25 protein-coding genes are annotated in these 26,140 nt (G+C 64.2%); 18 read left to right on the forward strand and 7 right to left on the reverse strand.

What is annotated here, in order from left to right; all coding sequences use genetic code 11:
* Positions 1-6: 6 nt before the first annotated feature.
* Complete coding sequence (locus B0G71_RS04940; RefSeq protein WP_106279427.1) at positions 7-813, reverse strand: IclR family transcriptional regulator; 807 nt, start codon at positions 811-813, stop codon at positions 7-9.
* A 178-nt stretch (positions 814-991) separates the two neighbouring features.
* Here B0G71_RS04940 and B0G71_RS04945 point away from each other — a divergent pair, with 178 nt between their 5' ends.
* Positions 992-1,714, forward strand: a complete 723-nt coding sequence (locus B0G71_RS04945; protein WP_106279429.1) for a (Fe-S)-binding protein — start codon at positions 992-994, stop codon at positions 1,712-1,714.
* Between the two features lie 103 nt (positions 1,715-1,817).
* Positions 1,818-3,233, forward strand: a complete 1,416-nt coding sequence (locus B0G71_RS04950) for a lactate utilization protein B (RefSeq protein WP_116117716.1) — start codon at positions 1,818-1,820, stop codon at positions 3,231-3,233.
* Positions 3,234-3,460: 227 nt separating this feature from the next.
* On the opposite strand, the gene B0G71_RS04955 is transcribed toward B0G71_RS04950, so the two are convergent.
* On the reverse strand, positions 3,461-4,030 hold the full coding sequence (locus B0G71_RS04955; RefSeq protein ID WP_116117715.1) for a hypothetical protein: 570 nt from the start codon (positions 4,028-4,030) through the stop codon (positions 3,461-3,463).
* A gap of 267 nt (positions 4,031-4,297) precedes the next feature.
* Between B0G71_RS04955 and B0G71_RS04960 the strand changes: the two genes are divergently transcribed.
* The 10 genes from B0G71_RS04960 to iscX all read left to right on the forward strand — a co-directional run bounded on the left by B0G71_RS04960 (position 4,298) and on the right by iscX (position 11,512).
* Positions 4,298-4,537 carry a hypothetical protein gene (locus B0G71_RS04960; protein ID WP_116140118.1) on the forward strand — a complete coding sequence of 80 codons (240 nt, stop codon included), beginning with the start codon at positions 4,298-4,300 and terminating at the stop codon, positions 4,535-4,537.
* A gap of 160 nt (positions 4,538-4,697) precedes the next feature.
* Complete coding sequence (locus tag B0G71_RS04965) at positions 4,698-5,195, forward strand: low molecular weight protein-tyrosine-phosphatase (RefSeq protein ID WP_116140120.1); 498 nt, start codon at positions 4,698-4,700, stop codon at positions 5,193-5,195.
* A gap of 134 nt (positions 5,196-5,329) precedes the next feature.
* Positions 5,330-5,860 (forward strand): Fe-S cluster assembly transcriptional regulator IscR, encoded by a 531-nt coding sequence (gene iscR, locus B0G71_RS04970; RefSeq protein ID WP_012433568.1) that lies wholly within the window; start codon positions 5,330-5,332, stop codon positions 5,858-5,860.
* A gap of 75 nt (positions 5,861-5,935) precedes the next feature.
* Entirely contained in the window at positions 5,936-7,159 is a 1,224-nt protein-coding gene (locus tag B0G71_RS04975) for an IscS subfamily cysteine desulfurase (protein ID WP_106279439.1), read from the forward strand.
* 80 nt (positions 7,160-7,239) lie between these two features.
* On the forward strand, positions 7,240-7,653 hold the full coding sequence (iscU, locus tag B0G71_RS04980; RefSeq protein ID WP_007181285.1) for a Fe-S cluster assembly scaffold IscU: 414 nt from the start codon (positions 7,240-7,242) through the stop codon (positions 7,651-7,653).
* Positions 7,654-7,811: 158 nt separating this feature from the next.
* Positions 7,812-8,135: an iron-sulfur cluster assembly protein IscA gene (iscA, locus tag B0G71_RS04985; RefSeq protein WP_035546490.1), complete on the forward strand. Its 324-nt coding sequence runs from the start codon at positions 7,812-7,814 to the stop codon at positions 8,133-8,135.
* Positions 8,136-8,303: 168 nt separating this feature from the next.
* Positions 8,304-8,831 carry a Fe-S protein assembly co-chaperone HscB gene (gene hscB, locus B0G71_RS04990; RefSeq protein ID WP_116140122.1) on the forward strand — a complete coding sequence of 176 codons (528 nt, stop codon included), beginning with the start codon at positions 8,304-8,306 and terminating at the stop codon, positions 8,829-8,831.
* A 103-nt stretch (positions 8,832-8,934) separates the two neighbouring features.
* Complete coding sequence (gene hscA / locus B0G71_RS04995) at positions 8,935-10,806, forward strand: Fe-S protein assembly chaperone HscA (RefSeq protein WP_116140123.1); 1,872 nt, start codon at positions 8,935-8,937, stop codon at positions 10,804-10,806.
* Between the two features lie 151 nt (positions 10,807-10,957).
* Positions 10,958-11,299: an ISC system 2Fe-2S type ferredoxin gene (gene fdx / locus B0G71_RS05000; RefSeq protein ID WP_116117710.1), complete on the forward strand. Its 342-nt coding sequence runs from the start codon at positions 10,958-10,960 to the stop codon at positions 11,297-11,299.
* Between the two features lie 15 nt (positions 11,300-11,314).
* Positions 11,315-11,512 carry a Fe-S cluster assembly protein IscX gene (iscX, locus tag B0G71_RS05005; protein ID WP_007181290.1) on the forward strand — a complete coding sequence of 66 codons (198 nt, stop codon included), beginning with the start codon at positions 11,315-11,317 and terminating at the stop codon, positions 11,510-11,512.
* A 125-nt stretch (positions 11,513-11,637) separates the two neighbouring features.
* Here the strand turns inward: iscX and B0G71_RS05010 are convergent, their stop codons facing one another.
* The 5 genes from B0G71_RS05010 to B0G71_RS05030 form a co-directional block, all read right to left on the reverse strand.
* A complete protein-coding gene (locus B0G71_RS05010) occupies positions 11,638-12,390 on the reverse strand; it encodes a glycine zipper 2TM domain-containing protein (protein WP_116140125.1) in 753 nt (250 codons plus the stop codon).
* A gap of 311 nt (positions 12,391-12,701) precedes the next feature.
* Positions 12,702-14,258: a lysine--tRNA ligase gene (gene lysS / locus B0G71_RS05015; protein WP_116148338.1), complete on the reverse strand. Its 1,557-nt coding sequence runs from the start codon at positions 14,256-14,258 to the stop codon at positions 12,702-12,704.
* A 159-nt stretch (positions 14,259-14,417) separates the two neighbouring features.
* Positions 14,418-15,522 (reverse strand): peptide chain release factor 2 gene (gene prfB / locus B0G71_RS05020; protein WP_116140127.1). Its coding sequence is split into 2 segments (ribosomal slippage): positions 14,418-15,440 and positions 15,442-15,522, totalling 1,104 coding nucleotides; the frame shifts between segments, so codons are not numbered across the junction.
* 260 nt (positions 15,523-15,782) lie between these two features.
* Positions 15,783-17,489 (reverse strand): single-stranded-DNA-specific exonuclease RecJ, encoded by a 1,707-nt coding sequence (recJ, locus tag B0G71_RS05025; RefSeq protein ID WP_116140129.1) that lies wholly within the window; start codon positions 17,487-17,489, stop codon positions 15,783-15,785.
* 64 nt (positions 17,490-17,553) lie between these two features.
* Positions 17,554-18,672, reverse strand: coding sequence for a regulator (locus tag B0G71_RS05030; RefSeq protein WP_116140131.1), 1,119 nt, complete (start codon positions 18,670-18,672; stop codon positions 17,554-17,556).
* A 145-nt stretch (positions 18,673-18,817) separates the two neighbouring features.
* On the opposite strand from B0G71_RS05030, the gene B0G71_RS05035 reads away from it, so the two are divergent.
* From B0G71_RS05035 to B0G71_RS05060, 6 genes are all read left to right on the forward strand, one after another.
* Positions 18,818-19,063 (forward strand): hypothetical protein, encoded by a 246-nt coding sequence (locus B0G71_RS05035; protein ID WP_106279454.1) that lies wholly within the window; start codon positions 18,818-18,820, stop codon positions 19,061-19,063.
* 376 nt (positions 19,064-19,439) lie between these two features.
* Entirely contained in the window at positions 19,440-20,693 is a 1,254-nt protein-coding gene (locus B0G71_RS05040) for a lipoprotein-releasing ABC transporter permease subunit (protein ID WP_106279456.1), read from the forward strand.
* Positions 20,686-21,429, forward strand: a complete 744-nt coding sequence (lolD, locus tag B0G71_RS05045) for a lipoprotein-releasing ABC transporter ATP-binding protein LolD (RefSeq protein WP_106279458.1) — start codon at positions 20,686-20,688, stop codon at positions 21,427-21,429. The genes B0G71_RS05040 and lolD overlap by 8 nt, the downstream gene beginning before the upstream one ends.
* A gap of 47 nt (positions 21,430-21,476) precedes the next feature.
* Entirely contained in the window at positions 21,477-22,265 is a 789-nt protein-coding gene (locus tag B0G71_RS05050; protein ID WP_116140132.1) for a TatD family hydrolase, read from the forward strand.
* 111 nt (positions 22,266-22,376) lie between these two features.
* Positions 22,377-24,989 (forward strand): DNA internalization-related competence protein ComEC/Rec2, encoded by a 2,613-nt coding sequence (locus B0G71_RS05055; RefSeq protein WP_116140134.1) that lies wholly within the window; start codon positions 22,377-22,379, stop codon positions 24,987-24,989.
* A gap of 117 nt (positions 24,990-25,106) precedes the next feature.
* A complete protein-coding gene (locus B0G71_RS05060) occupies positions 25,107-25,910 on the forward strand; it encodes an alpha/beta fold hydrolase (RefSeq protein WP_116140136.1) in 804 nt (267 codons plus the stop codon).
* The last annotated feature ends 230 nt before the right edge of the window (positions 25,911-26,140 follow it).

Below are 26,140 nucleotides of genomic sequence, written 5' to 3' on the forward strand. Positions count from 1 at the left end.
GCCGGCTTACGCGTGATGGCTATGCGAATGGTCTTGCGAGGGTTGCGGCCGGTAGCCGAGCGACTCCGAGATCATCAACGCGGTCTGGCTAAGCTGGCCAATCCAGGAATCTTGCAGGCGATCCGCGGGCGCCGACAGCGATAGACCGGCGACCAGCTTGCCGGTGTCGTCGTAAATGCCGGCGGCGATGCAGCGCACGCCTAGCTCCAGTTCTTCGTTGTCTCGCGCGCACGCCTGCTGGCGCACGTGCGACAACTCGCGCTCCAGTTTGGTCAGGTCGGTGATGCTGTTCTGCGTGTGGCCCGACAAACCGGTGCGGGTGGCGTAGGCTCGCACGCGAGTGGATTCGTCGGCGGCGAGGAACAGCTTGCCCACCGAGGTCAGATGCAACGGCGCCCGTCCGCCAATCGCCCGCACCACCTGCATGCCGGATCGCTCGGAATACGCGCGCTCGATATAGACGATCTCGTCGCCCTGACGCACCGACAGATTCACCGTCTGGCCCGTCTGACGATGCAATTCGCGCATCGGCGTGAGCGCCGCGTCGCGCACCGACAGGCGCGCCTTCACCAGATTGCCCAGTTCGAGCAGGCGCATGCCGAGACGGTAAGTGCCGGGATCCGACCGGTCGACCAGCCGGCACATCACCATATCGTTGAGGATGCGGTGCGCGGTGGACGGATGCAGCTCCGTGCGGATGGCGAGTTCTTTCAGGCTGACCGGGTCGCTATGCGCAGCGAGTGCGTCGAGCAAGCGCATCATGCGTTCGATCACCTGGATCGAAGTTTTGGGATCCGGGTTCGTATCGCTCATGGGAGGAATCGGTTGACGCGTCAAACAGCGGAAATTGATTGTATCCCGTATTGTGAAAAGATGGAAAGCGGTTGGAACGCCTATTCCAAATCAGGCCGCTTTCGTCCTATGCCTTCCGGCCGTTGGTATTGTGCGGCAAACAGCGGATAATCAGGCACGTTTTCCCGAAGGAGGGCTCATGCGAGTCGGATTGTTCGTTACCTGCCTGATCGACCTGATGCGTCCTGAGATCGGTTTTTCGGTCATCAAGTTGATCGAAGGCGCCGGATTCGAGGTGATGGTGCCGCCCGCGCAAACCTGTTGCGGGCAACCGGCGTACAACTCGGGGGAGCGGCGCATCGCGCGCGATCTGGCCGAGAAGACCCTGCGCGAGTTCGAGCAGTTCGATTACGTCGTGGTCCCGTCCGGTTCGTGCGGCGGCATGATCCGCGCGCATTACGGCGACCTCTTCGCCGACGACCCGGAACTGATGAACCGCTTCGGCCGGCTGCGCGCCAAGGTATTCGAGCTGACCGATTTCCTTGTCAACGTGGCCAAGGTGCAATTGCAGCCGGGCGAATTCGCGGGGCAGGTCACGTATCACGATTCCTGCTCCGGGCTGCGCGAGCTCGGCGTGAAGGCGCAGCCGCGCGCCTTGCTGGCGCAAGTCGGCGTGACGGTGAACGAGATGAAGGATTGCGAGCATTGCTGCGGCTTCGGCGGCACCTTCGCGGTCAAGTACGGCGACATCTCCACGGCGATCGTCGACGAAAAGTGCGCGAATATTCGGGCGGCCGGTACTGGCACGGTGGTGCTAGGCGACCTTGGCTGCATGCTGAATATTGAGGGCCGTCTGCGGCGCACCGGCGACGCCACCACGCGCGTGCTGCACATCGCGCAGGTGCTGGCCGGCGACGTATAACGCGGGCTGCCGTACTGCCGCCGTCTTCTTCGTCCAGATATGCGCGCTTGGCCCGTATCCGCTCGCGCTTCGTTCGTATTGCCTGATTACGCCCAAGGCCGCCATGCAAGTCCAATCGATGCAATTCAAGGCACGCGCCGGTCAGAAACTCGCCGACCAGCGTCTGCAGCAGAACCTCACCAAGCTGTCGACCAAGTTCGTGTCGGCCCGCGCCACGGCCATGACCGCGATCGATTTTCCCGCCACCCGCGCCGCGCTGAAGGAGCGTCGCAATCGCGCGCTGGAAAATCTCGACGTGTGGCTGGAAACCTTCGAGCGCGAAGCGGCCCGGCGCGGCGTGACGGTGCTGTTCGCGGAGACGACCCAGGAGGCCGCGCGGCTGGTCGGCGACATTGCGCGCCGGCACGAGGTGAAGAAGGTGATCAAGACCAAGTCGATGGTCACCGAAGAAATGCGCCTGAATGAAGTGCTCGGGCAGATGGGCGTGCAATCCATCGAAACCGATCTGGGTGAGTACATTCTGCAGATCAACGATAACGAGCCACCGAGCCACATCATCGCGCCGGTCGTCCATAAAGATAAGGACGAGATCGCCGACCTGTTTGCGAAGACTCACAACCGCCCACGCCTGACCGAGATCACTGACATGACGCGCGAAGCCCGCGAGATGCTGCGTCCGCATTTCATGACTGCGGACATGGGCGTGACCGGCGGCAATTTCGTGGTGGCGGAAACGGGCTCGGTCGTGCTGGTCACGAACGAGGGCAACGAGGGCATGTGCACCGTGATGCCACGCGTGCATGTGGCGGTGACGGGCATCGAGAAAGTGCTGCCCACACTCGAAGATCTGGCTACGGCGATGCGTCTTCTGCCGCGCTCGGCGACCGGACAGACCACCTCGAACTATTTTTCCCTGTTGACGGGGCCGCGCGGCGAGGGCGACCAGGACGGTCCTGAGCATATGTACGTAGTGCTTGTCGACGGCGGCCGCACGGGGCTGATCGGCGGCGACTTCCAGGACATGCTGAGGTGCATCCGCTGCGGCGCGTGCATGAACCATTGCCCGGTGTATCAGAAGGTGGGCGGGCATGCGTACGGCTGGGTGTATCCCGGCCCGATGGGTTCAGTGTTGACGCCGAGCTATGTCGGCATCGACAAAGCGCTGGATTTGCCGCAGGCCGCGACGTTGTGCGGCGAGTGCAATAGCGTGTGCCCGGTGGGCATTCCGCTATCCGACCTGTTGCGAAAGCTGCGCGAGAAGCAGGTGGAGCGGCGTCTGCGGCCGTGGAAAGAGCGCATGGGACTCGCCGTGTGGGGTTTTCTGGCGCTGCATCCGGACGCTTACGCGCTCTTCACCAAGCTGGCTGTGCGTGTGCTGGAACGCATGGGAGGGAGAAACCGGTCTATCGCCAAACTGCCGCTGGGCGGCGCGGGCTGGACCAATACGCGGGATATGCCCGCTCCGGTCGGCCGAACGTTTAGGGAGTTGTACGCGGCCCAGCGCAGCCATATTGGCTGAGCAAGCGTTGGTGGGCCGACATCGCTATCGTCTTTTTCTGTTCGGTCGGCACTAGGCGAGCCGGTGGTTCCGATATCGCGCTGTCTCGTCTCGCGCCGAACTGCAATGCCCTCTGCGTGATATCGCCGAAGCGACCGTCACGTTGCGGTCGCAAAAATCAGAGCGCGGTGCGCCTGCGCATCCGCGCATGCGTACCGCGCGCGCGAGAACCATGCGGTTCGTCCAGATTAGTGGTCCGTCATCTGGCCCGACTGGCGACCCGGCACGCCTCGCACGGGTGCGCCGTTATTGCCGTTGCCGTGACCGCCTCCGCCGCCGGCCTGTTGCTGCGGCGGTGGCGGTGGCGGCGGGCTGCCAGCCCCCGGTCGAGGCGCATTCGATCCGCTCGGTCCGCGCGGGCCACCGACAGCACCCTGCGGCGGCGGTCCGCCGTGCGATCCGCCGTTCGGCTGGCCGTGCCAGCCGCCGTTGTCGCCGTGATTGCCGTTGTTTCCATAATTGCCGTTGTTCGGCCGGCCCCGGTCGGGATAGCCGCCGTAGCCGGGGCCGGGGCCGTAATAGCGGCCCGGCCCGTTGTTATAGTAGCCGGGGCCGTAGTAGTCGCTATAGCCCATGTATACGTTGGTTTGCGGCACGACCGGCACACCGGGGGCGTAGCCATCGTAATTGTCATAGCCGCTATAACCGCCGCCGTAGCCGTTGCTGTACATCGGCGTGCCGTCCGGATAGACCGCGCAGCCGCCGAGCAGGGTGGCGACAGCGAGGCAGGCGAGTGGTGCAAAACCAAAGCGTTTCATGTGATCGACCGATGCGGGATTTTGTTTCTGTAAGACCGCTATTATCGCCATCCGTCGCAGGAGCTTTGTATGTGTTTGTAAGGATTTATTTTCTGTGCCATGACCCGTGTGGAACGTCGTGCGCACCGAAACGTGAATTCACTGTTCCATCCAGAGCAACGCTCTATGTCGCGCCAGTGGGTTTTTCCCGATTGTGAATTTCTATAAGATTTCGACTGGGCATAGCGGTTAACGAACTCAACTGCCCCAATCGGAAGAATCGACATCATGAAAAAGACAATATCGGTGTACTGGCCCCTCGCCATCGTTTTGCCGCTCGCTGCGGCTGCTTATCTGCATATTTGTCGCAACGCCGCGTCGCGCGTCCCGCAAGCTCCGCTCGCGGCCGACCAGCTGACGGCCGAACTCGCGCGTGCCGTTTCGTACGGCATGATCGACGACGCCTCGACGTTGCCGGCCAAACCGATGCGCGCCGCCACGGCGATGCCGGTGGCGGAAGCGTCGTAAGCACGGGGTCGAGCGTGACCACAATCGGCCGTTGTACCCACTGCCACGCTGGCGACAGCCGCGCCCCGGCTCCCGGCGAGATTCCGGCCAGCTTTGTATAATCGCGGCAACATTTATTAACAGTCAGCCTGCGGGCCTCACGCGCCTGAGAAAGCCCTTGATGAAAACCGTATCCATCTGCTTTGTCTGCCTCGGGAACATCTGTCGTTCGCCGACCGCGGAAGGTGTGATGCGTCATCTGGTCGGCGAGGCGAAGCTCGCGGAACGCATTGTGATCGACTCCGCTGGAACGGGTGACTGGCACATCGGCGAACCACCGGACGAGCGCGCGCAGCAGGCGGCCGGCCGCCGCGGCTATGAGTTGGCCGGCTTGCGCGGCCGTCAGATCGCCGCGGCGGATTTCGACCGCTTCGATCTGCTGATCGCCATGGACGACAAAAACATCGTCGCGTTGCGTCAGATCTGCCCGCCGCAGCAACGCGACAAGATTCGTCTGCTGATGGAATTTGTGCCCGAAGGGGACGCCCGCTGGAGCGGCGCCCGCGAAGTCGTCGATCCGTATTTCGGCGGCGTGGAAGGTTTCGAGCAAGTGCTGGATCAATGTGAAGTTGCCTGCCGCGGCCTCATCGCGGCGCTGCGTCCCCAATTGCTTGCATAGAGTTCGGCGAGAGCGCGCGCCGGGCTTATTCAGCAATTAAGCAAATGACCCAAATCGCGGTAGGGATACTTGACTAAATCGCTCATGTATTTATACTTGACAAAACTTGTCGAGAATTGCGGTTCCCACACCATATGAGACTCACCACGAAAGGCCGTTTCGCCGTCACGGCGATGATTGACCTGGCACTGCGCCAGGAGCAGGGCCCGGTGACGCTTGCGGGTATCAGCCAGCGCCAACACATCTCCCTGTCGTACCTCGAGCAGCTGTTTGGCAAGCTGCGTCGTCATGAAATCGTCGAGTCCGTGCGCGGACCGGGCGGCGGCTACAATCTGGCCCGCCGCGCTGAAGACGTGACGGTGGCCGACATCATCATCGCGGTCGACGAGCCGCTCGACGCCACCCAATGCGGCGGCAAGGGCTCGTGCGAGGGCACCAAACAGCACGACGGCCACTGCATGACGCACGAGTTGTGGTCCACGCTGAACCAGAAAATGGTCGAGTACCTCGATTCGGTGTCCCTGAAGGATCTGGTCGATCAGCAGCGCTCGCGGGAAGGCGCGCCGGCCGTGATACGCGACAGGCGCAACGAAGCGCCGGCGGTCGAACCCGTCCGCGTGGCGCCGAAAGGGCCGAATTCAGTTTTCAACATGGCCGGTTCCTAGGCGTGGTATCGAGCAGTCACCGCAGCCTGATAAGAAACCCAGAAGCCAGAGCACATGACGTCCCCGGAGCAATTGATGAATAACGACACTCTCCATCTGCCCATCTACATGGACTACAGCGCGACGACGCCGATCGATCCGCGCGTGGTGGACAAGATGATTCCGTATCTGCGCGAGCAGTTCGGCAATCCCGCATCGCGCAGCCACTCGTATGGCTGGGCAGCGGAGCGCGCAGTCGAAGAAGCGCGTGAGAATGTCGCCGCGCTGGTGAACGCCGATCCGCGCGAAATCATCTGGACCTCGGGTGCCACGGAGTCGGACAACCTGGCCATCAAGGGCGCCGCGCACTTCTACAAGAGCAAGGGCAAGCACATCGTCACGGTGAAGACCGAGCACAAGGCCGTGCTCGATACCTGCCGCGAACTCGAGCGCGAAGGCTTCGAAGTCACGTATCTGGACGTCAAGGACGACGGCCTGATCGACCTTGAAAAATTCAAGGCGGCACTGCGCCCGGATACGATTCTGGTGTCGGTCATGTCGGTGAACAACGAGATCGGCGTGATCCAGGACATCGAGGCGATCGGCGAGATCACTCGTGAAAAGGGCATCATTTTCCACGTCGACGCCGCGCAAGCCACCGGCAAGATCGAAATCGACCTGCAAAAGCTGAAGGTCGACCTGATGTCGTTCTCGGCGCACAAGACCTACGGTCCGAAGGGCATCGGCGCGCTGTACGTGCGTCGCAAGCCGCGTATCCGCATCGAAGCGCAGATGCACGGCGGCGGTCATGAGCGCGGCATGCGTTCGGGCACACTGGCCACGCACCAGATCGTCGGCATGGGCGAAGCGTTCCGTCTCGCGCGCGAAGAAATGGCGACGGAAAACGAACGTATCCGCATGCTGCGCGATCGTCTGCTGCGCGGCCTGTCGCAAATGGAAGAAGTGTATGTGAACGGCGACATGGAAAAGCGTGTGCCGCACAACCTGAATATCAGCTTCAATTTCGTCGAAGGCGAATCGCTGATCATGGCGGTCAAGGATGTAGCGGTGTCGTCGGGCTCGGCCTGTACGTCGGCTTCGCTCGAACCGTCGTATGTGTTGCGCGCGCTGGGCCGTAACGACGAGCTGGCGCATAGCTCGATCCGCTTCACGGTGGGCCGCTTCACGACCGAGCAGGACGTCGACTACGTGATCAACCTGCTGAAGACCAAGATTTCGAAGTTGCGCGATTTGTCGCCGCTGTGGGAAATGCACAAGGACGGGATCGATATTTCGACTATCCAGTGGGCAGCGCACTGACGCGCCGTTTGGACAACGTCGAATTTATCGAATTGCTAACTGCACGAATTGCAGGTTGAAACGAATCAAGGAGTGTCATCATGGCTTATAGCGACAAGGTTCTGGACCACTACGAAAACCCGCGCAACGTCGGTTCCTTCGCGAAAGACGACGATGCGGTCGGCACCGGCATGGTCGGCGCGCCGGCGTGCGGCGACGTGATGAAGCTGCAGATCCGCGTGGGCGCGGACGGCATCATCGAAGACGCGAAGTTCAAGACGTATGGCTGCGGTTCGGCGATTGCATCGAGCTCGCTCGTCACCGAATGGGTGAAGGGCAAGACACTCGATCAAGCCATGTCGATCAAGAACACGCAGATCGCCGAAGAACTGGCGCTGCCGCCGGTGAAGATCCACTGCTCGATCCTCGCGGAAGACGCGATCAAGGCAGCGGTCGCCGACTACAAGCAACGCCACGGTGAAGCGGTCGTCGCGGACGAAAAGCAGCACGCTTGATCAAGCGGCGGTTGCGGCGCGGTTTCAGGTAAATCGAAACGGACGACGGCGCGAACTAACGCCAGCCGTCCGGCACGAACGATATTTGACGCAGGCAGGGTAGCAGCGCGTGAGCAGGTAGAGGTATGACCGGCGCGCACTGCGCAATGAGAAACGCTATGGCAATTACGTTGACCGAAAAGGCAGCACAGCACGTCCAGAAGTATCTGATCCGGCGCGGTAAAGGCGTCGGCTTGCGGGTCGGCGTGCGTACAACAGGTTGCTCCGGCTTGGCTTACAAGCTCGAGTACGTGGATGAACTCGCGCCCGAAGACGAAGTGTTCGATTGCAACGGCGTGAAGATCATTGTCGACCCGAAGAGCCTCGCTTATATCGACGGCACCGAACTCGACTTCGCACGTGAAGGGCTGAACGAAGGCTTCAAGTTCAACAACCCGAACGTGAAGGACGAATGCGGTTGCGGCGAATCGTTCCGCGTGTAAATCGGGACATTCCGCGTGCAGCGGATCAAAGGCGGCGCGGGCCGCCTTTTTAATTTGATCCGCGAATTCGCCTGTGCCGGTGCTGCATGTACCGCCGCCAATTCGTCGCAAGACCGCGCTTTTAGACTGCACTCCGGTGCGCTTTCCTGAACGGACTTCTTTTATCCGATGGCCTCGCTGAACGACAGCCACTTCGACCTGTTCGATCTGCCCGCGCAATTCGCGCTCGACGCGTCCGTGCTCGATCACGCCTACCGCACGGTCCAGGCGCAAGTGCATCCGGACCGCTTCGCAGCGGCGGGCGACGCGCAGAAGCGCATTGCGATGCAATGGGCGACGCGGACCAACGAGGCGTATCAGACGCTGCGCGATCCGCTGAAGCGCGCCACGTATCTGTTGCATCTGCGCGGCATCGACGTCGGCGCGGAGAATAATACGGCGATGGAGCCGGCGTTCCTCATGCAGCAGATGGAATGGCGCGAAGGCATCGAAGACGCGGCCGCGGCGAAGAACGTCGACGCGCTCGACGCCTTGCTCACCGAACTGCGCGACGAAGAACGCATGCGTTTCGACAAGCTCGGCGCGTTGCTCGATAGCGGCGCGAATCAGGCGGCCGGCGAGGCAGTGCGGCAGTTGATGTTCATCGAACGGGTGGCGTCGGAAATCGGCACGCAGATCGAACGGCTCGAGAACTAGCGAGCGCGCCACGAACGCGGCGATGGCCGCCAGAAGAGCCGTAGCATTTCATCCAGCAACGCGAAAATTCAGGACGGGGCCGAGCGGCCCCGAGAAGATCCAGATGGCCCTACTGCAAATCTCCGAACCCGGCATGGCGCCGGCGCCCCACCAGCGGCGTCTGGCGGTCGGTATCGATCTCGGCACCACCAATTCTCTCGTCGCCGCCGTGCGCAGCGGCGTGCCCGACGTGCTGCCCGACGCCGACGGCCATGCGCTGCTGCCGTCGGTGGTGCGCTACCTCGAAAAAGGCGGCCGACGTATCGGCCGCACGGCCAAGGCTGACGCGGCGAGCGATCCGCGCAACACGATCGTCTCGGTCAAGCGCTTCATGGGACGCGGCAAGGCGGAAGTGGAGGGCGCCGAAAACGCGCCGTACGATTTCATCGACGCACCCGGCATGGTGCAGATTCGCACCGTCGACGGCGTGAAGAGCCCGGTCGAAGTGTCGGCCGAAATTCTCGCGACGCTGCGCCAGCGCGCCGAAGACACGCTCGGCGACGAACTGGTCGGCGCGGTGATCACGGTGCCGGCTTACTTCGACGAAGCCCAGCGTCAGGCGACCAAAGACGCGGCGCGTCTGGCCGGCCTGAACGTGCTGCGTCTCCTGAACGAACCGACCGCGGCCGCGATTGCCTACGGCCTCGACAACGGTTCCGAGGGTCTGTACGCCGTGTACGACCTCGGCGGCGGCACCTTCGATCTGTCGATTCTCAAGCTCACCAAGGGCGTATTCGAAGTACTCGCGGCCGGCGGCGATTCCGCGCTTGGCGGCGACGATTTCGATCACGCGCTGTATCGCCATGTGCTGGAGCAGGCGGGCATCGCGCCGCAAACGCTCGCGCCGGAAGATGTACGCCTGCTGTTGGACAGCGTCCGCGAGGCCAAGGAGGCCTTGTCCGACGCGCCGAGTGCGAAGCTACAGACTACGCTTTCGAACGGCGCTCAGCTCGATCTGACGATCGACGAAGCCACTTTCGAAGCCCTCACGCAGGAACTCGTGCAGCGCACGCTCGGCCCGACGAAAAAAGCGCTGCGCGACGCCAAAGTCACGACCAAGGAAATCAAGGGCGTGGTGCTGGTCGGCGGCGCGACGCGCATGCCCGTGATTCGCCGCGCGGTCGAGGCGTTTTTCGGCCAGCCGCCGCTGATCAATCTCGACCCCGATCAAGTGGTCGCGCTGGGCGCCGCGATCCAGGCCGATCTGCTCGCGGGCAACCGCGGCGCGGACGGCGACGAGTGGCTGCTGCTCGACGTGATTCCGCTTTCGCTCGGCGTCGAGACGATGGGCGGTTTGACCGAAAAGATCATCCCGCGCAATTCGACGATTCCGGTCGCGCGAGCGCAGGATTTCACGACCTTCAAGGACGGCCAGACGGCCATGGCGATCCACGTCGTGCAGGGCGAGCGCGAGCTCGTCAGCGACTGCCGCTCGCTCGCGCGCTTCGAGCTGCGCGGCATTCCGCCGATGGCCGCCGGCGCGGCACGCATTCGCGTGACCTATCAGGTGGACGCGGACGGCCTGCTGTCCGTGTTCGCGCGCGAACAGGGCTCGGGCGTGGAAGCGTCGGTGGTGGTCAAGCCATCTTACGGTCTCGCCGATGACGACATCGCCCGCATGCTCGAAGACAGTTTCTCGACCGCTGAAGTCGACATGCGCGCGCGCGCGCTGCGCGAAGCGCAGGTCGAAGCGCGCCGTCTCCTGGAAGCCACCGACGCCGCCCTCGCCGCCGACGCCGAACTGCTCGACGACAGCGAACGCACCGAACTCGACAAGCTCCTCGATGCATTGCGCGACGTCGCGCAAAGCGACGACGTCGACACGATCGAAGCCGCCACCAAAACGCTAGCCGAAGGCACCGACGAATTCGCCGCCCGCCGGATGAACAAAGGCATTCGCCGCGCGCTCGCCGGCCGCAAGCTCGACGAGATCTGAGCCTGCGCTAGCGGCAGGCGGCCTTGACTTGCAAGAGGCCGCCGCAAAAAACCGAATCGCGCCGCGTGGACTTAAAAAGTCCGCGCGGCGCCAGTAAAATGGTACGGAGCCTGTTTGCGGCCGCCGTGCCGCAGACCCAAACGGAAAATGTATGCCTCAAATCGTTGTGCTGCCTCACGTCGAACTGTGCCCGGAAGGCGCGGTGATCGATGCCGTGCCCGGCAAGAGCATCTGCGACAGCCTGCTCGAACACGGCATTGAAATCGAGCACGCGTGCGAGAAGTCGTGCGCCTGCACGACCTGTCACGTGATCGTGCGTGAGGGTTTCGCCGCCTTGACGCCGTCGGAGGAAGACGAGGACGATCTGTTGGACAAGGCGTGGGGGCTCGAACCGGCCTCGCGCCTGTCGTGCCAGGCCTTGGTGCCGGCTGAGCAGGATCTGGTTGTCGAAATCCCTCGCTACTCGATCAATCACGCGAAGGAAAATCACTAACAGGAGGATGCAGCCATGAAGTGGACCGATACGCAAGACATCGCGATGGCCCTGACTGACAAGCACCAGGACATCGATCCGCAACAGGTGCGCTTCACCGACTTGCACCGTTGGGTCACCGAGCTGGAAGGATTCGACGACGATCCTAACCGGTCGAACGAAAAGATCCTCGAGGCGATTCAGGCTGCATGGATTGAAGACGCCGATTACTGAGCGTCACTGAATTTTGCGGCACCGGTCAGCCATCTGGTCGCGCTTCCCGGTTGCGGCAAAAGAAAAAGGCGATTCCAAATGGAATCGCCTTTTTTGCGTCTGGCGCAAACTCGACCTGTGCGCGGTTAGCTCGCCACGAGCGTGCCGTTCTGAACCCGGACCCGCTGACCTTGCTGGAACGGCGGCGCTTCATGGTAGGTGAAGTAACGCGTCTTGCCGTTTTCCATGCGCACCCGCACCGAATACGACGTAGTGCTGCGGATATGTTTTTCGACCGAGTTCCCGGCAAGGCCGCCGCCCAGCGCACCGAGAACGGTCATCGCGGTGCGGCCGTTGCCGCTGCCGAACTGATTGCCGACCACGCCGCCAGCCACTGCGCCGCCGACCGCGCCGATGCCGGTGCCATGACCTTCCTGACGTACCGCCGAGATGGCCTCGACCGTGCCGCAAGTCGAGCAGTATGCGGGTTGCGGCGGCGGTTGCTGCGCATAGTTAGGCGCCGCCTGCGCCTGTTGCTGCTGCGCGTATTGCGGCTGCTGTGCGGGGGCCGGCGCCCGGGCGGGCGCGGGTTGCGGCTGTTGCGCGGCCTGCTGCTGGGCAGCTTGTTGCTGCGCCGCCTGCTGCGCCGCCGGATTCGCGGGCGCCGCCGAATCCACTACGCCCGGTGGCGTGGTCTGGGTGGCGACCTGCGCCGTTTGCGTCTGATCGTTTTGCGCGCCGTTGCCGGACGCCTTGGAAAACAAGCCAGTGACAGCCGCCGTGGCGGCGAGGCTTGCGATGATCACCGCGCCGGCAGCGGTCGCGACGAGCGGATGAATCCGGCGTTGTGGCGCGGGTTGCGCGGATTGCGTGGTGGGTTGCGTGTTGGGATTGTCCATTTTTGGCCTCCGTCTTCAACAGAGTCGACTTTTAGTAAGACAAAGTGTCGGATAAATCGATTCCGCGAGGGTTTCAATTTGTAACGATTTCCAGGCAATCATCGCGCCGGCGCCGCATCTAAGCCGCGTGACGCGGCGGGGCGCCGCTTCCGGCCAGCGCGAGCGCGATGAATGTCGGCAGTCGTATCATCGCACGGCCGGCAGCTTTTACCGCTGGTTACAACCGTCGGGCGGCCGCGAACACAGCACGCAGCAAGAAAAACGCCCGGCATGGAGCCGGGCGTTTGCACATGCCTTGAACAACGCAAGTCTCAGTCTTCGCGGCGCAGATGCGGAAACAGAATGACGTCGCGGATGCTCGGGCTGTCGGTCAGCATCATGACCAGACGGTCGATGCCGATGCCGCAACCGCCGGCCGGCGGCATGCCGTATTCCAGCGCGCGAATGTAATCCGCGTCATAGAACATGGCTTCTTCGTCGCCGGCCTCTTTCTGGTCGACCTGCTTCTTGAAGCGCGCGGCCTGGTCTTCCGGATCGTTCAGCTCCGAGAAGCCGTTGGCGATTTCGCGGCCCGTGATGAACAGCTCGAAACGCTCGGTGATGCCCGGCTGCGCGTCCGACGCGCGCGCGAGCGGCGACACTTCGACCGGATAGTCGATGATGTATGTCGGCTCCCACAATTGCGACTCGGCGGTTTCCTCGAACAGCGCGAGTTGCAGCGAACCGACGCCCGCGTTCAGGAACTGCGGCTGCGACGCATCCACGCCGAACTTCTTTAGCTCGGTGCGCAGGAACGCGCTGTCCGCCAGTTGCTCGTTCGTGTATTGCGGCGCGTACTTCTGGATCGCCTGCGTGATCGTGAGTCGATGGAACGGCTTGGCCAGATCGAGCTCGCGGCCCTGATACGTGATCGTGGCGGTGCCGAGCGAGTCGATGGCCGCCTGACGGATCAACTGCTCGACGAAATCCATCAACCACTTGTAATCCGTGTACGCCGCGTAGAACTCGATCATCGTGAATTCCGGATTGTGGCGCACGGACACGCCCTCATTGCGGAAGTTACGGTTGATCTCGAACACGCGCTCGAAGCCGCCGACCACCAGACGCTTCAGATACAGCTCCGGCGCGATACGCAGGAACATCTGCATGTCGAGCGCGTTGTGGTGCGTGGTGAACGGCTTGGCCGCCGCGCCGCCCGGAATCGGGTGCAGCATCGGCGTTTCGACTTCCATGAAATCGGCCTTCGCCATGAAGTTGCGGATCGACGAAATGGCCTTGGTGCGCGCGACGAAAGTCTTGCGCGTTTCCGGCGTGACGATCAGATCGACATAGCGCTGGCGATACTTCATTTCCTGGTCGGCGAGACCGTGGAACTTGTCCGGCAGCGGACGCAGCGACTTCGACAGCAGACGCAGTTCCGTGCAGCGCACCGAGAGTTCGCCCTTGTTGGTGCGGAACAGCACGCCGCGCGCCGCGACGATATCGCCCATGTCCCACTTCTTGAAGGCGTCGTACGTTTCCTGGCCGACGTCGGCGGGCGTGATGAAGAACTGGATCTGACCCGAACCGTCGCGCACGGTCGCAAAGCTTGCCTTGCCCATCACGCGCTTAAGCATCATGCGGCCGGCGATCGCGACTTCGAGCGGATTCGCTTCGAGCGCTTCCTTGTCGGAGTGTTCGAACTGCGATTGCAGATCTTCGGCGTGATGCGAGGGACGGAAATCGTTCGGATAGGCGACGCCTTGCTCACGCAGTTCGCGCAGCTTTTCGCGGCGCTCGGTCATGATCTTGTTGTCGTCCACCTCGGGCACGACATTGGGCTGGGCCGCACTAGGCTGGGCCGCATTGGGCTGGGTCGGTTCGGTCATGGTGATCTGATATTCGGTGGCCCGCAGGGGCGTGGCGCGCATGCGGGTGGCCAGTCAGTAAAAAACCTCAGGCGGTGTAAGGAAACAGCGAGAACAGCGAAGCAGCGATGAACCAGAGGCGAAGCCGCGGCGCGGCCTTGCACGCCGCGCCCGTTGCGCTTAGACGCCCTGTTTCAGGCTGGCGCTGATGAACGGATCGAGGTCGCCGTCGAGCACGCTCTTGGTGTTGCTGATTTCGACGTTGGTGCGCAAATCCTTGATACGGCTGTTGTCCAGCACGTACGAGCGGATCTGATGACCCCAGCCCACATCGGTCTTGCCGGCTTCGAGCTTGTCCTGCTCTTCCTGACGCTTGCGGATTTCCGCTTCGTACAGGCGCGATTTCAGCATGGCCATGGCTTCGGCGCGGTTGCGGTGCTGCGAACGGTCGTTCTGGCACTGCACGACGATGCCCGACGGCAAGTGCGTGATACGCACCGCGGAGTCGGTCTTGTTGATGTGCTGACCGCCTGCGCCGGACGCGCGGTAGGTGTCGATACGCAGATCGGCCGGGTTGATGTCGACTTCGATCGAGTCGTCGATTTCCGGGTACACGAACACCGACGAGAACGACGTATGACGGCCGCCCGACGAGTCGAACGGCGACTTGCGCACGAGGCGGTGCACACCGGTTTCGGTGCGCAGGAAGCCGTACGCGTATTCGCCTTCGATCTTGATGGTGGCGTTCTTGATGCCCGCGACGTCGCCGTCGGTCTGTTCCAGCACTTCGGTCTTGAAGCCTTTGCGCTCGCAGTAGCGCAGATACTGGCGCAGCAGCATGGACGCCCAGTCGCACGCCTCGGTGCCGCCGGCGCCGGCCTGGATGTCCAGGAAGGCATTGTTCGGATCCGCCGGGTTCGCGAACATGCGGCGGAATTCCATGTCGGCGACCCGCTGTTCGATGCCTTGCGCGTCGGCTTCGCAGGCGAGGAGGGTTTCCTCGTCGTCTTCCTCACGGGCCATGTCGAACAGGTCCTGCGCGTCGCGCAGGTCGTTATCGAGCGACGTGAGTTTGCCGACGGTGTCGTCGAGCAGCTTTTTTTCCCGGCCGAGAGCCTGGGCGTGCTTCGAGTCGTTCCAGACGTCCGGGTCTTCAAGTTCCCGGTTGACTTCGATTAGACGCAGTGCTTTGTCGTCGTAGTCAAAGATACCCCCGTAGCGAGTCCGCGCGATTGCGCAGGTCCGCCAGTGAGGCTTCGATCGCGTTGAGACGTTCCGCTTCCATGTCGATCTTTTATAGCTTCGTAAAAAGGGGAAATTATAGCCGATCGGCACGCCGCGCCGGAGGCTGTTGAGCGATCCGGCGCGTGTTGGCGGTTGATTTTGCGGAGATTTTCGAGATTTTCGGTGCGGCGGCGCCGGCACGGTCCGCAGGTCGCTTGGCGCGCCGGGGTCGACTCATCGGCTGCATTCGTCGCGTGAAATCTGCGCTTCAGTTCGCGATTGCAACGCGCCCGGTTCAACCGGGCTTTTCAATCGGCCACCTTAGCTCGCCGCGTGCTCGACGATCAGTTGCACGCGCGAGACACCGTTCCACGTATCGCTCGCAAGGCGATAGGCGACCGTGGTGCGCGCGGGCAGGGTGTCGGTGTGATTGAACCAGATCGCGTTGAAACGCTGGCGCCCGCGCACCAGTTGCAGCTTCAGATGCTTGTCCTTCACGAGCGCCTGCGAGGCGATGTCGAACTCGCCCGAAAACACCGGCGCCGGAAAGCCCTGGCCCCACACGGCGGCGTCGAGCATTTCGACGAATTGCGGCGTGAAGTACGCGTCTTCCAGTTCGCCATCGGTTTCCACGGTGCGCGAGAGCGCGTCTTCGGAGAGCCATTCCCGGCCGACCGTTTCGAACGCCGCGGTGAAGCGCGGCACGTCGGCGGCGGCGAGCGTGAGGCCCGCAGCCATTGCGTGGCCGCCGAATTTGACGATCAGGCCCGGTTCGCGCTTCGAAATCAGGTCGAGCGCGTCGCGCAGATGGAAGCCCGAGATGGAGCGGCCCGAACCTTTGACGGTCTGGCCGCTGTCGTCGGCGAGCGCGAAGGTGAATGAAGGCCGGTGGAATTTTTCCTTCAACCGTCCGGCAACGATGCCGATCACGCCCTGATGCCAGCTCGGATTGAACAGCGTGATGGTGGTCGCGCCATCGGGATTGATCGCCGAGAGATCTTCGAGCGCCTGCTGCTGCATGCCGGCTTCGATCTCGCGGCGTTCGCGGTTCATCGTATCCAGTTGCTGCGCGAGATCCCATGCGCGGCCGATGTCGTCGGTAGTCAGGCATTCGATTCCGAGCGACATGTCCGACAGCCGTCCCGCCGCGTTCAGGCGCGGCCCGAGCGCGAAGCCGAGGTCGAAGCCCGATGCATTGCGGGCGTCGCGCGCGGCGGCGCGAAACAATGCCGCGATGCCCGGCTGCATCTTGCCCTTGCGGATGCGCTGCAAACCTTGCGCGACCAGCACGCGGTTATTGCCGTCGAGCTTGACCACGTCCGCGACCGTGCCGAGCGCGACCAGATCGAGCAGGCCGTCGAGGCGCGGTTCGGGAAACGCGTCGTTGAAGGCGCCACGGCGGCGCAATTCCGCGCGCAATGCCAGCAGCACATAAAACATCACGCCGACGCCGGCGATGCACTTGCTCGGGAACGTACAGCCCGGCTGGTTCGGATTGACGATCGCGCGTGCGGGCGGCAGTTCGTCGCCGGGCAGATGGTGATCGGTAACCAGCACGTCGATGCCGAGCGCGTTGGCCGCCTCCACCCCGTCGACGCTGGCGATGCCGTTGTCCACCGTGATCAGCAGATCCGGTTTGCCCGACGCATTGCGGGCCGCCAGCGCGACGATCTCCGGCGTCAGGCCGTAGCCGTACTCGAAACGGTTCGGCACCAGATACTCGATCCGGCCGCCGAACATGCGCAGGCCCCGCACGGCGACCGCGCAGGCGGTGGCGCCGTCGCAGTCGTAGTCGGCGACCACCAGCATGCGGCGGTTCTGCTGGATCGCGTCGGCGAGCAAGGCGGCGGCGTCTTCGCAACCCTTGAGCGCGACCGGCGGCACGAGCCGCGCGAGGCCGGTTTCGATTTCGTCAGGCATGCACACGCCGCGCGATGCGTACAGGCGCGCGAGCACCGGATGCAGGCCGTGGCGCGTGAGGATTTCGGCGTCGACGGGAGAACAGGCGCGCGTAACGATTCGAGTCATTCGGAGAGGCCGTGGGTCATTCGTTGAGTCATTCGTTGAATCATTCGATCAATTATTCGATCAATTATTCGATGAAGAGCGAGGCGAGCACACGCCGCCGCCAGAATTTACGCAGGTCGCCGCGTGTGACCGAGAGCGTGACCGAGCCGGTGTCGCCGCACAAGGTCAGGCCGAGTTCGGCGAGATCGCCCGATTGCAGCGCGGCGAGCGCTGGTTCGAACCAGTCGGTCTGCATGGCGGCGAACGCGTCGTTCCAGCGCGCCCAGTCCTGCTCGATGTAGGGCGCGGAGAATGGATCGAGTTCGACCAGTGTGATGCTCGCGCCCGCGTGGGTGGCGCCGTTCGCACTGCTCGCGAGCGACGCCAGCGCGCCGAACGAGGCCGGCGGCGTGCCGGCCGCGACCCCGGCAGTCATCGCAAGACCGCGCGTGGCGGCTGCATCGGAGAACACGCGTGCGAACGGACTGCGTACCGGCTGGACCGCGCCCTGCGCATGAAACCAGATCGAGTTGACGGCCGGCAGGCCGCGCGCCTCGCGCGCTTCGTTGACCGGATGCTCGAACCATGCCATCTGCACTTCGTTCTGCAGCTTCATCCACGCGCGCGAACGTTCGCCGGAATGCGCCTCGTGTGGCAGCCAGATTTCGATGTTGCGCCCGCTCGCGCGCAACGGCGACGCGCCGGCGAGCGTGCCGAAGCCGTCGCCCGACACATACCAGCGCGCGGGCCGCGGCGCTTCGATACGCACGCCGAGTTCCTCGATCAACGGCCGCGCGACGGCGAGCAGCGCGCCGGCTTCTTCGTCGGACAGGTCGAGCGAGGCCGGGTCGATCAGCACCAGATGATCGTGCGCGATGCGCACGTGTACCGGCTGCACGCAGGCCCATGTCGCGCTGCCGGGTTCGCCGCCGTCGGCGCGCAGCATGTAGGGCGCGAGGGGCGCTTCGTCGGCGGCTGCCGCGCCGCTCGGCAGCGCGCCGAACTGGCGCGCCACCCAGCGCTCGTGCGGCAGCGTGCGCTGAAAGTCTTCACCCACCAAGCGCTCCACCAGCGTCGCGCGCGCGATCAGCCGGTCGAGGGCCGGGCTGCGGATGTCGTGAAGGGCGGTGGAGGCGTCCGCTGCGGCGGGCAGCGCGAAGGGCAGGAGAAGATGGAGACGGTTGGCGAGCATGATGCTGCGCATTGTAGGGCAAAGAGTGCGAGTATTCCGACCATCAGCATCCGCTCGACGAAGCTCGGCGGCAGCGGACCTCCGGGTTCACCGCCGGCCGGCTCGCCGGAGCAGCAGCCGCGCGCGGCGGCACCGCGCACATGACGAGGAGACCGGCATGTCGCGTGAACTCAAGACCGAGCAGGAATTGCTAGCACTGGTCGTCAAGGCGCTCGATGCAAACCCGGCCACCGCCGGCTGGATCCCGACCGGCTTTCACGAAACGGTGGACGACGAGACAGGCTGCAACTGGGACATCAGTCATCTGCACCGCGACCGCAAGGACGCCGACGTGCGTGACGCCGCCAACAGTGCCGCCGCGGGCATCATCAACGAGCTGCGCGGGCGTTACAACCTGCGCTAGATGCAAGCGCCGCTGCGCCTGAGACCCGGCACGGCGAAGCCGGTCCGTTTCACGACGGCAGCCGCCGGGTCTGCGTGAGCGCCCGCGCGGCGGCGTTTCTGTCCAGAGCCCGGTCCACACTGCCATTGCGCGAGCGGGCCGCATTGTATGGCAAACTTCGCGCGTGATTAGTGGTGGCAGCGATGTCGGCAACGGCAGAACCACGCCTCCCAGGCGTCGCGCACCGCGGTGGCGCGCGCATTGCTACGCAACGGCGCGCCGTCCCGGAACCATCCGCGTCGCAACGACACCAATGATCACGACGCTCGGGCCGCACGAAAGGCGCATCACGCCTTCGTGCGCGGCACAAAGCCGAAAAACGCAGAAAAGGATTCGCTTGAAATTTCCCTACGAATGGCAGATTGGCTGGCGCTACACCCGCGCCGGCAAACGCACGACCGGTAACGGCTTCATCTCCTTCATCGCACTCGTGTCGATGTCGGGCATCGCGCTCGGCGTCGCGGCGCTGATCGTCGTGTTGTCCGTGATGAACGGTTTTCAGAAAGAAGTGCGCGACCGCATGCTGTCGGTGCTCGCGCACGTCGAAATCTTTTCGCCGACCGGCTCGATGCCCAACTGGGAGCTGACCGCGAAGGAAGCCCGCCAGAACAAGGAAGTGATCGGCGCGGCGCCATATGTCGAAGCGCAGGCCTTACTCACGCGCCAGGACGTGGTGAGCGGGGTGGCGCTGCGCGGCGTGGAGCCGTCGCTGGAGCCGCAGGTATCCGACATTGGTAAGGAGATGAAAGGCGGCAGTCTGAACGCGCTGGTGCCGGGAGATTTCGGCATCGTGCTGGGCGCCGACCTCGCCACCAATCTCGGTGTGACGGTCAACGACAAGATCACGCTGGTCGCGCCGGAAGGCACCATCACACCCGCCGGCATGCTGCCTCGGCTGAAACAGTTCACGGTGGTGGGCATCTTCGAGTCGGGGCACTACGAATACGACAGCACACTCGCGCTGATCAACATCAAGGACGCGCAGGCGCTGTTCCGGCTGCCCGCGCCGACCGGCGTGCGGCTGCGCCTGACCGACATGCAGCGCGCGCCGGAAGTCGCGCATCAGCTTGCGCGCACGCTGTCCGGCGATTTATACATTCGCGACTGGACGCAGCAGAACAAGACGTGGTTCTCCGCGGTGCAGATCGAAAAACGCATGATGTTCATCATCCTCACGCTGATCATCGCGGTGGCGGCGTTCAATCTGGTGTCGTCGCTTGTGATGACGGTGACCAACAAGCAGGCCGACATCGCAATTCTGCGCACGCTCGGCGCGCAGCCCGGCTCGATCATGAAGATTTTTGTGGTGCAGGGCGTGACGATCGGCTTTATCGGCACGGCGACCGGCGTCGCGCTCGGCTGCCTGATCGCGTGGAGCATTCCGTGGCTCGTGCCCATGATCGAGCATCTGCTCGGCGTGCAGTTTCTGCCGCCGTCGGTGTATTTCATCAGCGAACTGCCGTCCGAACTGGTTCCGGCCGACGTCGCGCGAATCGGCGTGATCGCCTTCGTGATGTCCGCGCTGGCCACGTTGTACCCGAGCTGGCGTGGTGCCAAAGTCCGTCCCGCGGAGGCACTGCGCTATGAATGACCGTTCCGCTAACTTATCCATGGCTTCTTCCGACACCGTGCCGCATCCCTACGTGCTGGAAGCAACCGGCATTTCCAAGTCGTTCGTGCAGGGCGGTCTGAACGTGACGGTGCTCAACAACACCGAGCTGAGCGTGCGGCGCGGCGAGAAGCTGGCGATCGTCGGCGCGTCGGGGTCGGGCAAGAGCACGCTGCTGCACGTGCTCGGCGGCCTCGACGATCCGAGCGCCGGCCATGTGTCGGTGATGGGCAAGCCGTTCACGAAGCTCTCCGAGCGCGAACGCAACGACTTGCGCAATCGCGCGCTGGGTTTCGTGTATCAGTTCCACCATCTGCTGCCGGAATTCACCGCGCTCGATAACGTGGCGATGCCGCTGCGGATTCGCCGCATGACGACCGAAGCGTCGCGCCGCGAGGCGCTCGCGGTACTGGAGCGCGTCGGCATGGGGCATCGCGCGAAACATCGGCCGGGCGAGTTGTCGGGCGGCGAGCGTCAGCGCGTTGCGATTGCGCGCGCTCTGGTGACGAAGCCCGCCTGCGTGCTGGCCGATGAACCCACTGGCAATCTCGACGGCGGCACCGCCGACACCGTCTTCAACCTGATGCTCGAACTGTCGCAAACGCTCGACACGAGCTTCGTGATCGTCACGCATGATCCCGAACTCGCGGGACGTTGCGACCGCATCATGCGGCTGCGCGACGGTGTGCTGCACGAAGAGCCGCCGGTGCCGGTTTAAATGGCGGGCCTTCGTTTGCCGATGTTGCGCCGTTAGCGAGGCATGTCATGTGGATCGATACGCACTGTCATCTCGACGCATCGGAATTCGACGCCGACCGCGCGGAAGTCGCGGCGGCGGCGCACCGCGCGGGTGTCGTGCGCATCGTGATTCCGGCGATCGGGCGGCAGAATTTCGTGGCGGTGCGTGAACTGGCGCGGCGGGTCGACGGCGGCGCGTATGCGCTCGGTATCCATCCGTTGTTCACGCCGGGCGCGCAAGACAGCGATCTCGATCTGCTGCGCATGGAAATCGAGGCGAGTCTCGATGATCCGCTGTTTGTCGGCATCGGCGAGATCGGACTCGATTATTTCGTCGACGGTCTCGACGACGCGCGCCAGCAATTCTTCTACAACGGCCAGCTGCAGCTCGCCCGTGAATTCGATCTGCCGGTGATCTGCCATGTGCGCAAATCGCAGGATCAGGTGATCAAGGGACTGCGGCGGCATCAGATTCATCGCGGCATCGCGCATGCGTTCAATGGCAGTTTTCAGCAGGCTCAGGCGTATATCGATCAGGGCATGCATCTCGGCTTCGGCGGCAATCTGACTTTCGAGCGCGCCCGGCAAATCCGCCGTCTCGCCGAACAGTTGCCGTTCGACGCGCTGGTCGTCGAAACCGACGCGCCGGACATCGCGCCGTCGTGGATTTACAAGCAGCGCAACACGCCGGAGCAGATTCCCGCAATCGGCGCGGGCCTCGCGCAGCTACGCGGCATGGCCGCCGACGAAGCCGCCCTAGGCACAACGGCTAACGCGCTCGCCGCGCTGCCGCGGCTGGCACTTTCCTCTGCATAATTAAGCCCGATGGTCTGAGTGGTTCGCGCCGGGCGATACCCACGCCTGGCGGGCTCGCTCACGCCTGCGCGCCGGGTGTTCCATCGTCCGGCGATTGCTGGCGGAGGGCGGATGCGGGCATGGTGGTGTGGATTTGCGTTGGGCGTGATCGCGCTGCAACGGCAGGCAGCGTTGCCGGATTGGACGGTGTTGTGCGGTTTGGTGTTGTTTGCTTGCGCCGCGGTCGTGGTGGCGATGTGGGGTTTGGGCGAGGCTAGCAGGCGCCCGTGTGTGGCGACCCTCGCTTCGCCCTCACACCGCATCCGCTTCAGCCGGCGCGTGCGTTCCTTCGTCGGCTGGAGCGCCGTGTGGTGCGCGGCAATGTGCGTGGGCATCGGCTACGCAGCCATACGCGCGGACCTGCGCCTCGCGGTGAGCTTGCCGAACGAATGGGAAGGTCGCGATATCGAGGTCGTCGGCAGTATCAAAGGCTTGCCGTCACGCGACGAAAACGGCGCGCGTTTTCTATTCGACGTCGAGTCGGCTGAAGCGCCAATCGACGCTTTTCCGCGCGTGATCCAGCTCTCGTGGATCACCGAAGATGCGCCGCCGCCTTTGCTCGAACCCGGTTCGCGCTGGCGGCTGACCGTGCGGCTCAAACGCCCGCACGGCAATGCCAATTTCGGCGTGCGCGATGCTGAGGCGACTCTGCTTGCGCGCAACGTGCGCGCCACCGGCTATGTGAGCGCCCCGGCTCATGCCGTGCGATTGCCTGGCAGGGCACGCGGCGTCGGCGTCACGGTGGACGGCTGGCGCGCCGCGTTACGCGAGCGGATCGACACGGTGCTCGCCGACGCGCCGCATCGGGGGATCGTCGTGGCGCTTGCTATCGGCGCGCAGGACGAAGTCAGCGCCGCGGACTGGCTGCTGATGCGCGGCACGGGCACGAGCCATCTGGTGGCGATTTCGGGGCTGCATATCGGCTTCGTCGCGGGCCTTGCGGGTTGGCTGGCGGGCGCGCTGTGGCGACGCTCCGGATGGATCGGCCGCAACTGGCCGTTGCGGCTGCCGGCACAAGTCGTCGCGGTGACGGGCGGCGCGCTGTTCGCCGCGCTGCATGCCGCGTTGGCCGGCTTCAATGTGCCGGCGCAGCGCGCGCTGTGGATGGCGGGGGTCGTCGCGCTCGCTTTTATCAGCGGGCGCAATGTGGCACGCTCGGCGGTGCTCGCGTGGGCCCTGGGGCTCGTGCTGATGATCGATCCGTGGGCGGTCGTGTCGGCGGGATTCTGGTTGTCGTTCTGCGCGGTGGCGGCGATTCTGTTCGCCATGTCGGGACGGCCGCATGTGCAGGCTCACGAACAGCATCGCGATGAACCAGCCGAGGATGGCGCTGCGGCGAGCCGCTCGTCGAGACTGGGTTCTATCTTGCGCCGCCGTTTGCGCGATGCCGGCGCGCGGCTACGCAGTGCCGCGCAGGTGCAGTTCGCCGTGACGGTCGCGCTCGCGCCGTTGACCGTCTACTGGTTCGCGCAGATTCCGTTGATCGGGCCGCTTGCGAATGCCTTTGCGATTCCGTGGGTGAGCCTGCTGGTCACGCCCGCGGTGCTGGCGGGCGTCGCGTTGCCGGCGCCGCTCGATGCCCACGCCTGGCATGCCGCACACGCTTTGCTGGCGCTGCTGACCGTGGGCTTGCAAGCGCTTTCCGGCCCCGCCTGGACGCTCTGGCGTCTGCCGCAACCGGATCCGTGGACGCTGGCCGCGGCGGCAGTGGGCGTGCTCTGGTGTCTGGCGCCGCGCGGCTGGCCGCTGCGCTGGGCCGCGCCGCTGACGTGGCTGCCGCTGCTGATACCCGCGCCGTCCGGACCGCCGCACGGCAGTTTCCGTTTGACCGCGCTGGACGTCGGCCAGGGCACTTCGGTGCTGGTCGAAACGGCGCATCACACTTTGCTGTTCGATACCGGACCGGGTCCGGAATCGACTCACGCGGGCGAGCGGGTGGTCGTGCCGTTTTTACAGGCGCATGGCGTGACGGCGCTCGATACGTTGATAGTGAGCCACGCCGACTCCGATCATTCGGGCGGCGCCCCCGCAGTGCAGGAGGCGATCGAGGTGCATCAAATGGTGGCGGCATTGGCGCCGTCGAATGCGCTGTGGTCGAACGCACGGCAGCGCGGCGCCCAGACACTGCCTTGCGCGGCTGGCCAGCACTGGCAATGGGACGGCGTGGAGTTCGCGATGCTCTGGCCGGACGCCGGTCCGCTGCAAGGCAAGCCGAATGCGCATTGCTGCGTGCTGCGGGTCAGCACGTTGCCGGTTGCGGCGAGCCCGCCGCCCGGACGTAACCACACAGAGCCGCCGCGCATGACGGCCTTGCTGACGGCGGACATCGAGGCGCCAGTCGAACGCGTTCTGCTCGCGCGCGATCGCGAGGCGCTGCGCGCGCAGGTGCTGGTCGTGCCGCATCACGGCAGCAAGACTTCGTCGACCGAGCCGTTCCTCGACTCTATCGACCCGCTCATCGCGCTATTTCAGGTAGGCTATCGCAACCGTTTTCATCATCCGAATGCGGGTGTGTTCGAGCGCTACAAGGCGCGGCGGATCGAACTCGGGCGCAGCGATACGGACGGTGCGGTGCGGGTCGAGGTGAGCCCGGCCGGCGGGACGAATCAGGCCGCCGGCAGCACCGCCACGGTCACGCTCGAGCGCTATCGCGACACGCAGCGCCGCTACTGGATGGATCGCTGACCGGTTATTGGGTGAGGCGCCGGCCGCGCAGATAGAAGAAACGCGCGCGGGGCGTGTTGACTGCACGCAGGTGCGTGCCGCGCCCCGCACGCAAGAACAGAACGGAGACAGCCGCAGTTGAAAAACATCATTCACTTCTCGCACGCGAACGGCTTTCCGGCATCGACCTACCGCACGATCTTCGCCGAGCTTGCCGACGACTACGAACTGCGCTTCATCGAACGGATTGGCCACGACGCGCGCTTTCCGGTGACGCAGGACTGGCCGCATCTGGTCGAACAGTTGCTCGACGACATCCGCAAAACGTATGAGCAGCCGGTGTGGCTGGTGGGGCATTCGCTCGGCGGCTATCTTTCGTTGATGGCCGCGCTCAAGAAGCCGCAATGGGTGCGAGGCGTGGTGATGCTCGATTCGCCGGTGATCGCCGGCTGGCGCAGCAGCATGCTGCGCGTGTCGCAATGGACCGGGCTTGACGAGCGGCTCTCGCCCGCGGCCGCGACCCGCACGCGACGCACCCAGTGGGCGAGCCGCGACGAAGCGTGGCGCCATTTCCATTCGAAGCCCGCGTTCGCGCGCTGGGACGAGCGCATGCTGTCCGACTACATCGACTTCGGCATTCCGCAGACTTCGCCGGACGGCTCGCGCTCGCTGGCCTTCGACCGTCGTACCGAATATCAGATCTACAAGACCTTGCCGCACACGCTCGGCTCGCGGCTCGCCCGGGGCGCGCCCGTGCCGGTGGGCTTCATCGCCGGCACGCGTTCGAAGGAAATCCGCCAGGCCGGTCTCGACGCCACCCGCCGCGCGACCGGCGGCCATGTGGAATGGATCGAGGGCAGTCATCTTTACCCGATGGAGAAACCCGTCGAAACCGCGCGCGCGGTGCAGAGCATGTTGCATGAACTGGAGCAGCGGGGCTGACACGAACGCACGCGCCGACGTTGGCGCGGACGGCGACGGCGGCCGCATCAGCCATGCATCGCGACGCCGGCCATGGCGCGCCGCGCCGGCACGCGCCGCAGGAAACGGTGCGTGATCCCATCGCGGCAACGGCCGCCGCCACTGCGCGCGCACGTGTGGATGCCGCCAGGATTTTGCTGGGGTTGGGGCCCTGCTTTACGGTATAATCCGTTTTTCCCGCGAGCATCCAG

The organism is Paraburkholderia sp. BL27I4N3, from assembly GCF_003386115.1.
Lineage (GTDB): Bacteria > Pseudomonadota > Gammaproteobacteria > Burkholderiales > Burkholderiaceae > Paraburkholderia.